The sequence below is a fragment of the Rathayibacter rathayi genome (assembly GCF_004011095.1).
GTDB classification, from domain to species: domain Bacteria; phylum Actinomycetota; class Actinomycetes; order Actinomycetales; family Microbacteriaceae; genus Rathayibacter; species Rathayibacter rathayi.
In genome coordinates this window covers 624,828-637,324 of the sequence record NZ_CP028129.1, presented here as the reverse complement: position 1 = coordinate 637,324, position 12,497 = coordinate 624,828, and the positions used below count along the sequence as shown (strand labels likewise).

The following is a 12,497-nucleotide window of genomic DNA, read 5'->3' as shown; positions in this document are numbered from 1 at the left end:
GCTCTGGTGACAACCAGCACCCTCCGCATCGTCTCTGTCAACGTGAATGGCGTTCGCGCCGCGTACCGCAAGGGGATGGGCGATTGGCTGGCCGCCCGCGACGTCGACATCCTGGCCCTGCAAGAGGTCCGTGCCTCCACCGATGACCTCACCGGGCTGCTCGGCGACGAGTGGGACGTCCTGCACGACGAGGCGACCGCCAAGGGCCGGGCGGGAGTCGCTCTCGCCTCGCGCAAGCGCGCCACCATTCACCGGGTCTCATTCGGCGCCGACGACTTCGACTCGGCCGGGCGTTGGCTCGAGGCTGACTACGAGGTCGGCGACCGCTCCATCACGGTCGTCTCCACCTACGTCCACTCCGGCGAAGTGGGCACCCCCAAGCAGGTCGAGAAGTACCGCTTCCTCGACGCGATGCAGGCGCGCCTCCCCGAGCTCCAGGCGCACAGCGAGCTCGCCGTGGTGCTGGGCGACCTCAACGTCGGGCACCGCACGCTCGACATCAAAAACTGGAAAGGCAACGTCAAGAAGGCCGGCTTCCTCCCGGAGGAACGGGCCTACTTCGACCGCTTCGTCGGCGCGGAGGGCGACCCCGACTACAACGCGGGCGCCGGCCTGGGTTGGATCGACCTCGGCCGCCGGTTCGCGGGCGAGGTGCCCGGGCCGTACACCTGGTGGTCGCAGCGCGGTAAGGCGTTCGACACCGACACCGGCTGGCGCCTGGACTACCAGCTCGCGACCCCCGCGCTGGCCGCCCTCGCCCGCAGCTACGAGGTCGACCGCGCCGACGCGTACGACACCCGCTGGTCCGACCACTCCCCCGTGGTCGTCGACTACGCGCTCTGACTCCGACTTCCACGCGGCCCCCGCGACTCCGACTTCCGCGACTCCGACCCTTCGAGGCCCATCATGACCCCCAGCACTCCGGGCGCCGCGCCCGTCATCTTCTCCGGCATGCAGCCCTCCTCCGGTTCGCTGCACCTCGGCAACTACATCGGCGCGCTGACGCAGTGGGTCGCGATGCAGGAAGACTTCGAGGCGTACTTCTGCGTCGTCGATCTGCACGCGATCACGGTTTCGCAGGACCCGCAGCAGCTCCGCGAGCGCACTCGCGCGACCGCCGCGCAGTACATTGCCGCGGGCATCAATCCGGAACGCTCCACTCTCTTCATCCAGTCGCATGTGCCCGCGCACGCCGAACTCGCCTGGGTCCTGAACACCCTGACCGGGTTCGGTGAGGCGAGCCGGATGACGCAGTTCAAGGACAAGTCGGCGAAGCAGGGCACCGAGGCCGCCTCGGTGGGACTGTTCACCTACCCGGTCCTAATGGCGTCCGACATCCTGCTGTACCAGACCGACGCCGTGCCGGTCGGTGAGGACCAGCGCCAGCACCTGGAACTTACCCGCGACCTCGCCGCGCGCTTCAACTCGCGTTTCGGCGAGACCTTCACGGTTCCGGAGCCGCACATCGCGCGCGAGACCGCAAAAATCTTCGATCTGCAGAACCCGGGCGCCAAGATGTCGAAGTCGGCGGAGTCGGATGCCGGCCTGCTCAACGTGCTCGACGAGCCGAAGGTGACGGCAAAGAAGATCATGCGCGCTGTGACGGACACCGAGTCGGAGGTGCGCTTCGACCGCGCGGCGAAGCCCGGTGTCTCGAACCTGCTGACCATCTACTCCGTGCTCGCCGACCGCTCCGTCGACTCGCTGGAGCAGGAGTACGCCGGTCGGGGCTACGGCGACCTGAAAAAGGGGCTCGTCGAGGTGGTCGCCGCGAGGTTCGACCCGATCCGCGCGCGGACCGCCGAGCTGCTGGCCGATCCCGCCGAGCTCGACCGCGTCCTCTCCCGTGCCGCCGACCGCGCCTCCGAGACCGCGGAGCGCACGCTCGCCGGCGTCTACGAGCGCATCGGCTTCCTCCGGCGCGTCCGCTGAGCCGGCCGTGCTGCGGCTCGCGCTCTTCGACCTCGACGACACGCTTTTCGCCCACGCCAGCGCCGTCCGGGAGGGCATCGTCGCGTACGCCGCCTCGCTCGGGGCGGCGTATGACGCGGATCCGCTCGATGTGCAGCACCGCTGGCACCTGCTCGAGGAGGAGCACTACCACCGCTACCTCGCCGGCAAGCTCGACTACGAGGGCCAGCGCCGTGCCCGCGCCACGGCCTTCGCGGCGGCGGTCGGAGTCGCGCTGACGCCGGAGGAGGCGAGCTCGTGGTTCCGCGGGTACCTGGCGCACTACGTCGCGGCGTGGACCCTGCACGACGACGCGCTGCCCGTCCTCGACCGGCTCAACGCCGCCGAGATCCGCATCGGCATCATCACCAACGGCGTGCTCGACTTCCAGCTGGGCAAGATCGAGGGAACGGGCCTCGTCGATCGGATCGAGCACGTCATCGCCTCGGGTGACGTCGGCGTCGCCAAGCCGGATGCGCGGATCTTCGCGGCCGCGTGCGAGCGGTTCGGCGTCGCTCCGGCCGACGCGCTCTATGTCGGCGACCGGCTCGGCACCGACGCGATCGGAGCGGCCACTGCGGGACTGCGCGGTGTGTGGCTCGACCGCGTCGGCGGCCCCGAGCACGGCCGGACGCTGCCTCCGGAAGCGCTGGCGCTCGACGTCCGGCGCATCGGCGGGCTTGACGAGCTCGACGCTCAGCTGGAGCTGCCGGAGGCCTGACCCGTTCGGCCTGATCCCGGCCCTCGCCGCGCCTCGACAACCGGCCGCGAAGAACGCCGATCAGCGCGACGATCGCGCAGGCAAAGCGGACGATCGCCGTCGCGATTCATGAAGCGGCGACGTCCGACCGGGTATCCGTCGAGTGGTACGACTCGCCGACGAGCGCTTTCGAGAAGAAGTGGAACACCATCTCGGTCCGTCCGACGTCCTGCTCGTCCAGACCATCCGCGACTCCGATGGCGACGACGCACCTGCTCCGGCGACGGTCTCAGGCGCAACCATTGTTCCCTCTCGCAACGCTCTCGAGGAACCCGGCGACGTGGCACGGTTCGGTCAGCTGCGGGTGCAGGTGCTCAGTCGCCTGTTACCGGCACCGCTCGCGCTGGCCGTCCTGGGCGTCTGGGCGCTCTCCGCGATCGGCGGCGCGTGGATCCTCCAGCGGCGGCGCGCCCGATGAATGCGGCGAGATGGCTTTGTGAGACAGATCAGCGCCCACATTTGCGGCCGTACCCACCGTCGGGCGCGCCCGCGGCCAGGTGTCTCTGAAACCTACTGTTTTTCCTTACGAAGGACACAGCGCTTCCGCCTCCCGTTCAGCATCACCCGACGGTGTCGGAGCACGCGCGGTAAGGCCGGTAGAGAACCGGTAAGGCCGGTAGAGACGCGGTAAGGCCGGTAGAGACGCGGTAAGGCCGGTAGAGAACCGGATGGAGCGGTCAGGACAACACCTCCCCGGCGGGCAGCAACGCCAGCGCGGATCGAGACCGCCGACACCCGCCGGGGTCATTGTGCGGTGCGGGGGGCCTCGGACGGCGCGGGCTCCTCCGTGACTCGCGAGTCGGTGAGGGAGAGTGAGCCGATCGTCGCGATCAGGCCGACGAGAACGGCGACGGCCAGGTAGACGATCCGCTCGCCGGCGAAGAAGGTCTGGACGAGGTCGGAGTTCCAGGCGCCCGACGGGAGCGTCTTCGTGACCAGCGCGGCGATGAGGGTGCCGACGACGGCCGTGCCGATGCTGGTGCCGACCTCCTGGGAGGTGTCGTTGAGGGCGGCGCCGATCGAGGTGCGGTTCTCGTCCATCGCCTCGATGAGGGCGACCGCGCAGATGGTCATGATCGTCCGCAGGCCGATCGTCAGGAGGACCATCATCGCGGCGATCGCGAGGTAGCCGTGGTTCACCGCCCAGGCCATGCCGAGAAGCGAGCCGACGAGCAGGCCCGTGCCGACGAGGCAGGCGAGGCGGTGGCCGAGGCGGGAGGCGAGCCGCTCGGCGATCGGCGTCGCGGCGATCATGGTGACGATGATCGGCAGGTTCGCGATGCCGGCCTGCATCGGGCTCCAGCCGTACGCGTACTGGAAGTGCAGGATCAGGCCGAACAGGACGCTGGCGAAGGCGATCGAGGCCGCGAGCTGCGTGAGCGCCGCGCCTCGGACGGGTCCGGTGCGGAAGAGCGCGAGGTCGATCATCGGCGAGGCCGCGCGCCGCTCCCGAATGATGAAGCCGACGATCGCGGCGACCGTGCTGAGGGCGCAGGCGAGGGTGGCGAGCGAGAGCCAGCCGTCCTGCACGCCGCTGGTGAGGGTGTAGCAGCCGAGCCCGATGGCCGCGACGGTCAGGGCGGCGCCGGGGAGGTCGAGCCGCTCGGAGGTGAGATCCGCGCGTCGGTCGGCCTGCACGCCGACACGGACGCCGATCCAGGCGAGGAGGGCGATCGGCGCGTTGACGATCAGGAGCCACTGCCAGCTGAGGTGGCTGAGGACCGAGCCGCCCAGGATCGGGCCCAGGACGAACCCGGACATGCCGACGATCATCACGATCGTGATCGAGCGCATGCGCAGCTTCGCGTCGTCGAAGAGGCGGAAGATCAGCGACATCGTGACCGGGGCCATGGCTGCGGCGCCGCCGAGCAGCGCCCGCAGGGCGATGAGCTGGCCGATGTCGGTGACGAGGAGGACGGCGAGGCTGATCAGGCCGAAGGCCGCGAGGCCGCTCAGCAGCACCCGGCGGCGACCGAACCGGTCGGCGGCCGAGCCGGCGATCAACAGCAGGCCGCCGAAGGTGAGGGAGTAGGCGCCCGTCACCCACTGCAGCCCGGCCGTGCCGCTATCGAGCGACCGGCCGATCGTGGGCAGGGCGATGGAAAGCAGCGTGTTGTCGACCATCTCGACGAAGAAAGCCAGGCAGAGCGCGGCCAGAGGGAGCGCCGCGGCGCGCAGCGAGGTGTAGGCGGGGGCTTGGTGGGCGTGACGATGAGCGTGCTCATGACGGACCTTTCAATAGAACGCCGTACGAGTATCGGACGACGTTCGATACCATAGAACCATGTTCGATAACATGCAACACATGCCCGCAGATCACTCCGAGAAGACCGCGCGCACCGGTGCGGCGCCCGCCCGTGCGCGGGGTCGCCAGCGAGCGTCGCACTCGCTCGACACGGTGCTCGCCGAGGCGATCGCGATCCTCGACGAATCGGGGGAGCCGGCGCTGACCTTCCGGGCGCTGGCGGCGCGGCTCGGCGGGGGAGTGGCGAGCATCTACTGGTACGTCGCGAGCCGCGACGAGCTGCTCGACCTGGCGACCGAGGAAGTGATGGGCCGGGTCCTCGAGGACAGCGAGCCGCTCACCCACGGACCCGACCCCGTGGCGAATCTGCGCGGCCTGGCCCTCGCGCTCTTCGACGAGTTCGTCCGCAGGCCGTGGTTCGGCCAGTTCATGCTCCGCAACAACGGGCTGCAGCCCAATTCGATGGCAATGCACGAGCGGATCGGCCAGCAGCTGATGCGGCTGAACCTGACGCCCCGGCAGCGCTTCCACGCGGCGTCGTCGATCGTGAGCTACGTCGTGGGCGTCGCGATCGACCTCGCGCAGCCGCCGCCCAAGGAGTTCCTCGAGAGCGGACTCGGCCGGCTAGAGTTCCTGGCGCAGTTCGCCGACCGCTGGCGCGCGCTCGACCCCGAGGCGTTCCCCTTCGCGCACCAGGTCGCGGACGAGATAGCGACGCACGACGACCTCGACGTGTTCCGCTCCGGGCTCGACCTGCTGCTCGACGGATTGCGGCTGCAGGCCGGCCTCGGGCCGTCAGCCTGACGGCCGCGGCGGATGTTCGCTGATCGAGCAGCGGACCTGTCAGGATCGCTCTGCAGGAGGCGTGCCTTGCTACGCGACACTCGACCAGCGATATCTGACATCGCTCGACCGCCTCAGCCCAACGAGTTGCTCGCGCAGCGGCCGTCGAGATCCCTCGTACGCTTGAGGGCCCGCGTACCTTTCCGGTAGGCGGGCCCTCAAGCGGGTCGCGAGTGCTACTGCACGTCCTCGTCCACCCAATCGAAGGTCTTGGTGACGGCCTTCTTCCAGAGGCGGTACTGGCGGGCGGCCTCGTCCTGGTCCATCTGGGGAGTCCACCGCGAGTCCTCCTGCCAGTTCTGGCGCAGGTCGTCGAGGTTCGCCCAGAATCCGACCGCGAGACCGGCCGCGTAGGCCGCTCCGAGCGCGGTGGTCTCGGCGACGACCGGTCGAACGACCGGGACGCCGAGGATGTCGGCCTGGAACTGCATGAGCAGGGTGTTGGCGATCATCCCGCCGTCGACCTTGAGTTCCTGCAGTGGGACGCCGGAGTCGGCGTTGACGGCGTCGAGGACCTCGCGGGTCTGGAAGGCGGTCGCCTCGAGCGCGGCGCGGGCGATGTGGCCCTTGTTGACGTAGCGGGTGAGGCCGACGAGGGCTCCGCGCGCGTCCGAGCGCCAGTAGGGGGCGAACAGACCCGAGAACGCGGGGACGAAGTAGGCGCCTCCGTTGTCCTGGACCGTGGCGGCCAGCGCTTCGACCTCGGGGGCCGAGCCGATGAGTCCCAGGTTGTCGCGCAGCCACTGGATCAGCGAGCCGGAGACCGCGATCGAGCCCTCGAGCGCGTAGTGGACCTCGCCGTCGCCCAGCTTGTAGCCGATGGTGGTCAGCAGCCCGTTCTTCGAGTGCACGATCTCGGTACCCGTGTTGAAGATCAAGAAGTTGCCGGTGCCGTAGGTGTTCTTGGCCTCGCCCGGATCGAACGCCGCCTGGCCGAAGGTCGCGGCCTGCTGGTCGCCCAGGATGCCCGCGATCGGCACCTCGCGCAGCAGCGAGGAGGACTCGACGTGGCCGTAGACCTCGGAGGAGGAGCAGACCTCCGGGAGCATCGACCTCGGGACCCCGAAGGCCTCGAGGATGTCATCGCGCCACTCGAGGGTCTCGAGGTCGAGGAACAGCGTGCGGGAGGCGTTGGTGACGTCGGTCTTGTGGACGCCGCCGTCGATGCCACCGGTCAGATTCCAGAGGACCCAGGTGTCGGTGGTGCCGAAGAGCAGGTCGCCCGCCTCCGCCTTCTCGCGCGCGCCCTCGACGTTCTCGAGGATCCAGACGATCTTGGTGCCGGAGAAGTAGGTCGCGAGCGGAAGGCCCACGATCGACTTGAAGCGGTCGGCGCCCTCGTCTCCCGCGAGGCGGTCGACGATCGACTGGGTGCGCGTGTCCTGCCAGACGATGGCGTTGTAGACGGGCTTGCCGGTGGTCCTGTCCCAGACGACCGCGGTCTCGCGCTGGTTGGTGATGCCGACCGAGGCGATGTCGTGACGGGTCAGGTCGGCGCGGGAGAGGGCCTGGCCGATCACCTCGCGGACGTTGTTCCAGATCTCGATCGGGTCGTGCTCGACCCAGCCGGCGCGCGGGAAGATCTGCTCGTGCTCCTTCTGGCCGGTAGAGACGATCGATCCCTTCTTATCGAAGATGATCGCGCGGGACGACGTGGTCCCCTGGTCGATAGCGATGACGTAGTCAGCCATGAATGATTACTCCTTCGTAAACGGGGTGACAGGAAGTGCGGCAGCTCAGAGGACCGGGAGCAGCGCGAGCGAGGCGAGGCCCGCGAGCACACCGCCCACAATTGGGCCGGCCACGGGCACCCAGGCGTAGCTCCAGTCGCTCGAGCCCTTGCCCTTGATCGGCAGCAGCGCGTGCGCGATGCGGGGGCCGAGGTCACGGGCGGGGTTGATCGCGTAACCGGTCGGGCCACCGAGGGAGGCACCGATCGCGATCACCAGGATGGCGACGGGGAGAGCGCCGAGTGCGGCCAGGCCGCCATCGCCCTGACGTCCGCCGCCGAAGCCGATGACGACGAAGACGAGGACGAAGGTGCCGATGACCTCGGTGACGAAGTTCCAGCCGTAGGAGCGGATGGCTGGGCCGGTCGAGAAGACGCCGAGCTTGTTGGCCGCGTCCGGCTCCTCGTCGAAGTGCTGCTTGTAGGCGAGCCAGCAGAAGACGGCGCCGAGGATCGCACCGATCATCTGGGCGAGGATGTAGACCAGGATCGAGGCGATGTTCACCGGGACGCCCGAGCCGAATTCGGTCGCTCCGCTGGCGGCCAGGCCCAGGGTGACCGCGGGGTTGAGGTGCGCCCCCGAGTTATACGAGACGATCACACCGGCGAAGACCGCGAAGCCCCAGCCGATGTTGACCATGAGCGTTCCGCCGTTCAGACCCTTGCTCTTCACGAGCGCGACATTGGCGACGACACCGCAGCCGAGGAGCACGAGCATCGCCGTTCCCACGACTTCGGCGAGGAACACCACTCCGAGATTGTCCACGTTGACCTTTTCCTTTGGGTAAGACGAACGCGCGCAGGCGTTCGCGGCGGGCTGCGATGCCCGACGTCTGTGAAGTTATCGGCGCCCTGTCCCACCGACAAGGAACAGCGCGTGCACGTTTGTGCGTTGTCGCGACGACAGCCCCGGATGAGGTGGTCCTCGCTCCAGGGCTGTCGTCGATCGGCGCCTCTTCGCCGATCAGGAGACAGGTACCGCCGTAGGCGTCTGCACCGAGGTGCCCCCGACATCAACGCCGTTGTACTCCTTGAGGTGCGCGATGGTCGCGTCGACCTCGGACACTCGCGTGGCGTCGTCCCACCCGAGCACGGCTCCGGTGTGCTCGGCGAGCTCCTCGAGGAGCTCGCGGCTCAAGCCACCGGTGAAGGCGTGGTTGGTGCGGCGCATGACCAAGTCGATCAGGTGCACGACGCTTTCGTGCTGCGCGAGGTAGCGGACCTCGCCAGTGGTGAAGTCCTTATCGAAGGTGAGCGCCTCGTCGTGGCCGTCGACCAGCGCCTCGATGACCTCCTTGGCGCGGGTGCCGTAGCGCTCGAGCAGCTGGCCCGTCCTGGCCGAAGACAGGCTGGAGCGGTGCTGGCTGATCCACTGGGCGCGGGACGCGTCGGTGCGCGGGAAGCCCTTGCCGCCTCCGATGGCGGTCTTCACGGTCGAGACGCGACGGGTCACGCCGATCCGTGTGAAAACCTCGTTGGAGAGGTGCTCAGACAGGGCGCGGAACGTCGTCCACTTGCCGCCGACCAGACTGAGCACGGGCGAGCCGTTGCCGGGCAGAGTCGAGGGTTCGATGCGGTAGTCGCGGGAGACGAATCCGGGCGCCTCGTCGTCGTGACGGGGCAGCGGGCGGATGCCGGAGAACTTGAAGACGATCTGCGAACGGTTCACCGGGATGGCCGGGAACACATGGCTGACGAGCTCGAAGAAGTAGTCGATCTCCTCCTCCGTGCACACCGCGGGCTTGGTGGGGTCGGCGTCGATGTCGGTCGTGCCGACCATCACGCGACCCTTGAGCGGGTAGATGAGGACGATGCGGCCGTCGCTGTGCTCGAAGAACATCTCGCGGCCCTCGCAGGCCTCGACCAGCTCGGGGTTGTCGAGCACGATGTGCGAGCCCTTGGTGCCGCCCATGAATGTGGTGCTCGTGCCGAGGGCGGTGTTGGTGAAGTCGGTCCAGGGGCCGGAGACGTTGACGACGACGTCCGCCGCGAAGGTGAACTCCTCGCCGGACTCGCGGTCGCGCAGGACCACACCCTTCTCGTCGGCGCCGACGGCCTCGACGTAGTTGGCCGCGCGGGCCTTCTTGCCGCCGATCAGCGCGTCGTGCAGCACGTCGAGCGCCAGGCGCTCCGGCTCGTGCACGGAGGCGTCGAAGTAGGTGGCCGTGTACTTGATCTTCGGGTCGAGCTGCGGCAGCTCGTTCAGCGAGCGCTTCCGCCCGTGGAACTGGTGGCGCGGGACAGTGCCGCCGTCGCGGGAGAAGAAGTCGTACAGGGTGAGGCCGACCTTGATGAGCAGCGCGCCGCGCTCCTGCGGCTTGCCCGACTTGTGGGTGAGGAAGCGCAGGGGGGCGGCGAGGATGCCCGAGAACGTCGAATAGATCGGGATCGTCGTCTGCAACGGCTTCACGTAATGGGGAGCGATCTTCAGCAGGCCGTTGCGCTCGTGCACGCCCTCGTTGACGAGGCGGAACTCGCCGTTTTCGAGGTAGCGGATGCCGCCGTGGATCATGTGGCTGGACGCGCTCGAGGCACCGGAGACGTAGTCACCGCGCTCGACGAGGGCGACGTCGACGCCGTTCAGCGCGAGTTCGCGGAAGGTCCCGATGCCGTTGATGCCACCACCGATGACCAGGACCGTGGCTCGGGGGTTGTCGCGGAGAGCAGCGACGCTCTCACGCAGAGCGGAGTTTCCGGGAGTTCCGTCGGACTGTGCCACTTCGTACTCGCCTTCGTGTCGTAGGGGTGTCGTCGAGGCCCCCGCGCCAGCGTGCACCACGGAGATGGACGATTGATTTCGCAGAGGAATACGGCCATCCTTGACCCGACAACACATCCGGTCAAGACGGGTGGAAATCCGTGCAGGGAGTGGCAATGACCCCGGTGAGACCGGTCGTCGAACTCGACGAGACGACCCACGCGACCCATCCCGACAAGACGCGCGACGCGCTGCGGGCGGCCCAGCTCTATTACATGCAGGACCTGACGATGGACGCCATCGCGCACGAGCTGCATACGTCGCGCTCCTCCGTCTCGCGACTGCTCTCCCATGCCCGGGCGACCGGTCTGGTTGACATCCAGATCCGCTCCCCCCTCGACCGGGCCAGCGCCCTCTCGGCCGAGGTGCGCGCGCACTTCGACATCACCGCGCACATCGTGCCGGTGCCGGATCACACCAGCGAGATTGATCGGCTGGAGCGGGTGGCGCTGTCCGCGGCGCGGATCCTCGGGCAGTTCATCGACTCCAACATGATCGTCGGCATCGCCTGGGGGTCGACGATGAGCGCGATCAGTCGTCACCTGATCGCGAAAGAGACCCACAACACCCAGATCGTGCAGCTGAACGGCGCGGGCAACACCGAGACGACCGGCATCAATTACTCCAGCGAGATCCTGCGCCGCTTCGGTGACGCTTACGCCGCGAAGGTACAGCAGTTCCCGGTGCCGGCGTTCTTCGACGACCCGACCACCAAACAGGCGGTGTGGCGCGAACGCTCGACCCGCCGGGTCCTCGAGCTGCAGCAGCGGATGGACGTGGCGCTGTTCGGCCTCGGGTCGCCATTCGCCGCGGTCCCCTCGAAGGTGTACATCGGTGGCTACTTGGAGCCGAGCGACTTCACCTCGCTCAGTGGCTCCGGCGTCGTCGGCGACGTCGCGACGGTGTTCTACCGCTCCAACGGCAGCTGGGACGACATCCCTATGAACGAACGTGCAAGCGGTCCGGACCTCTCGACCGTTCGCCGTGCGTCACGCCGGATCTGCGTCGTCTCCGGTGCCTCCAAACTGCCGGGCCTGCGCGGTGCCCTCGCCGCCGGCCTGATCACCGATCTCATCCTCGACGAAGGCACGGCCCGCGCCCTCATCTCCGGCTGACGCGCTCGTCCCTCTCCGCGAGATGCCACTTGTGCGGTATCCGCCCGGCGTGTCGACGTCATAAGAGGCATCTCGCGAGGGTGGTCACACGGCGAGGGCGCGGCGGACCCGGGCGATGGTCGCGTCAGGCGCGAGGAGACCGGAAGCGCGGACCCGGACGACTCGGTAGCCGAGCGCTTCGATCGCTTCGATCCGGGCAATGTCCCGTTCGTATTGCGCCCGGTTCGTACGGTGCTGATCGCCGTCGTACTCGACAACGACGCGCTCGAGTCGGTAGAGCATGTCCACGCGGGCGACGAAGAGCCCGTCAGCATCGAACAGCTCTACGTTCAGCTCCGGCTCCGGAAGTCCGGCTCGCAGAAGCAGTAGTCGCAGCAGTGTCTCGCGAGGGGATTCCGACCCTGACCGCACCAAGCCGACTGCCTCGCGGGCCAGGCGCCCGCCCCGCCCGCGGAAGCTCCGGGCGCGCTCGGCCAGGATCGTGAGGTCGACGCGGAGTCCCCGACGGGTCCCCTCCTCGTCGGGCAGAACGAGAGCATCGCCGAGGACGACGAGTTCGTCGAGAGTCCTCGACGCGGCGAGGTGGCAGAACGTCGACGCCGGATCGGCCGTCGGGTGGGCTGCGTGGACGACCGTGACCGCCTCGTCCCAGAGGTGGTGCGAGCGCACGCCCACGCGACGCGCGGCGCGCATCGGCGGGGCGACCGCGACGTCGAGCGCAGTCGTCGCCGTCTTCCTCCGATCCGGCAGACCCAGCAGGTGCGCCGCCGTGCCGTGAGAGAAGAACTCCCCCGGCCGCATCACAGCCGCGAATGCGGCGATCCGCTCGTCGAAGTCCAGCGGCTCCACAACCGAACGTGCACCACGGAAGACGGCGACCGGGTAGTCGCGGACAAGGTCGTGCCGCGACGCGCCACTCGTCGACGCGTTGACCACTCCGGAATGCTGCTGCTCGCTCATGCCCGCAGGGTCCCCCATCCGCTACCCTCCCCGCTCGAGTTCTCCACAGCCCCCGCCGCGAGATGCCACCTATGACGAAGACACGCCGGGGAAAGGCGTCGTAAGTGGCATCTCGCGGAGGGGGAGGGGAGGGGAGG

The 12,497-nt window shown here is 68.5% G+C and carries 11 protein-coding genes; 6 read left to right on the top strand and 5 right to left on the bottom strand.

Features of this window, described 5'->3' with window-relative positions:
- The first annotated feature begins 6 nt into the window (after positions 1-6).
- The 4 genes from C1O28_RS03230 to C1O28_RS03215 all read left to right on the top strand — a co-directional run bounded on the left by C1O28_RS03230 (position 7) and on the right by C1O28_RS03215 (position 3,128).
- On the top strand, positions 7-843 hold the full coding sequence (locus tag C1O28_RS03230; protein WP_097166617.1) for an exodeoxyribonuclease III: 837 nt from the start codon (positions 7-9) through the stop codon (positions 841-843).
- A 63-nt stretch (positions 844-906) separates the two neighbouring features.
- Positions 907-1,932, top strand: a complete 1,026-nt coding sequence (trpS, locus tag C1O28_RS03225) for a tryptophan--tRNA ligase (RefSeq protein ID WP_097166618.1) — start codon at positions 907-909, stop codon at positions 1,930-1,932.
- Between the two features lie 7 nt (positions 1,933-1,939).
- Positions 1,940-2,671 (top strand): HAD family hydrolase, encoded by a 732-nt coding sequence (locus C1O28_RS03220; RefSeq protein ID WP_181025744.1) that lies wholly within the window; start codon positions 1,940-1,942, stop codon positions 2,669-2,671.
- Between the two features lie 178 nt (positions 2,672-2,849).
- Positions 2,850-3,128, top strand: coding sequence for a hypothetical protein (locus C1O28_RS03215; protein ID WP_097166620.1), 279 nt, complete (start codon positions 2,850-2,852; stop codon positions 3,126-3,128).
- 326 nt (positions 3,129-3,454) lie between these two features.
- On the opposite strand, the gene C1O28_RS03210 is transcribed toward C1O28_RS03215, so the two are convergent.
- Complete coding sequence (locus C1O28_RS03210) at positions 3,455-4,834, bottom strand: MFS transporter (RefSeq protein ID WP_244210509.1); 1,380 nt, start codon at positions 4,832-4,834, stop codon at positions 3,455-3,457.
- 181 nt (positions 4,835-5,015) lie between these two features.
- Here C1O28_RS03210 and C1O28_RS03205 point away from each other — a divergent pair, with 181 nt between their 5' ends.
- A complete protein-coding gene (locus C1O28_RS03205; protein WP_097166712.1) occupies positions 5,016-5,759 on the top strand; it encodes a TetR/AcrR family transcriptional regulator in 744 nt (247 codons plus the stop codon).
- 215 nt (positions 5,760-5,974) lie between these two features.
- Here the strand turns inward: C1O28_RS03205 and glpK are convergent, their stop codons facing one another.
- The 3 genes from glpK to C1O28_RS03190 form a co-directional block, all read right to left on the bottom strand.
- A complete protein-coding gene (gene glpK, locus C1O28_RS03200; RefSeq protein WP_097166622.1) occupies positions 5,975-7,489 on the bottom strand; it encodes a glycerol kinase GlpK in 1,515 nt (504 codons plus the stop codon).
- A 45-nt stretch (positions 7,490-7,534) separates the two neighbouring features.
- Entirely contained in the window at positions 7,535-8,293 is a 759-nt protein-coding gene (locus C1O28_RS03195; protein ID WP_097166623.1) for an MIP/aquaporin family protein, read from the bottom strand.
- 198 nt (positions 8,294-8,491) lie between these two features.
- Positions 8,492-10,246, bottom strand: a complete 1,755-nt coding sequence (locus tag C1O28_RS03190; protein ID WP_243392069.1) for a glycerol-3-phosphate dehydrogenase/oxidase — start codon at positions 10,244-10,246, stop codon at positions 8,492-8,494.
- A gap of 155 nt (positions 10,247-10,401) precedes the next feature.
- Between C1O28_RS03190 and C1O28_RS03185 the strand changes: the two genes are divergently transcribed.
- Positions 10,402-11,400, top strand: coding sequence for a sugar-binding transcriptional regulator (locus C1O28_RS03185; protein ID WP_097166625.1), 999 nt, complete (start codon positions 10,402-10,404; stop codon positions 11,398-11,400).
- Positions 11,401-11,484: 84 nt separating this feature from the next.
- On the opposite strand, the gene C1O28_RS03180 is transcribed toward C1O28_RS03185, so the two are convergent.
- Positions 11,485-12,360 (bottom strand): endonuclease domain-containing protein, encoded by an 876-nt coding sequence (locus C1O28_RS03180; RefSeq protein ID WP_160487516.1) that lies wholly within the window; start codon positions 12,358-12,360, stop codon positions 11,485-11,487.
- Positions 12,361-12,497 lie beyond the last annotated feature (137 nt).

What these genes read in the sequence shown, in the direction of transcription:
- glpK (WP_097166622.1), bottom strand. Translation starts at nt 7,489, where the DNA reads ATGGCTGACTACGTCATCGCTATCGACCAGGGGACCACGTCGTCCCGC.
- C1O28_RS03210 (WP_244210509.1), bottom strand. Translation starts at nt 4,834, where the DNA reads ATGGTCGACAACACGCTGCTTTCCATCGCCCTGCCCACGATCGGCCGG.
- C1O28_RS03205 (WP_097166712.1), top strand. Translation starts at nt 5,016, where the DNA reads ATGCCCGCAGATCACTCCGAGAAGACCGCGCGCACCGGTGCGGCGCCC.
- C1O28_RS03180 (WP_160487516.1), bottom strand. Translation starts at nt 12,360, where the DNA reads ATGAGCGAGCAGCAGCATTCCGGAGTGGTCAACGCGTCGACGAGTGGC.
- trpS (WP_097166618.1), top strand. Translation starts at nt 907, where the DNA reads ATGACCCCCAGCACTCCGGGCGCCGCGCCCGTCATCTTCTCCGGCATG.
- C1O28_RS03185 (WP_097166625.1), top strand. Translation starts at nt 10,402, where the DNA reads ATGACCCCGGTGAGACCGGTCGTCGAACTCGACGAGACGACCCACGCG.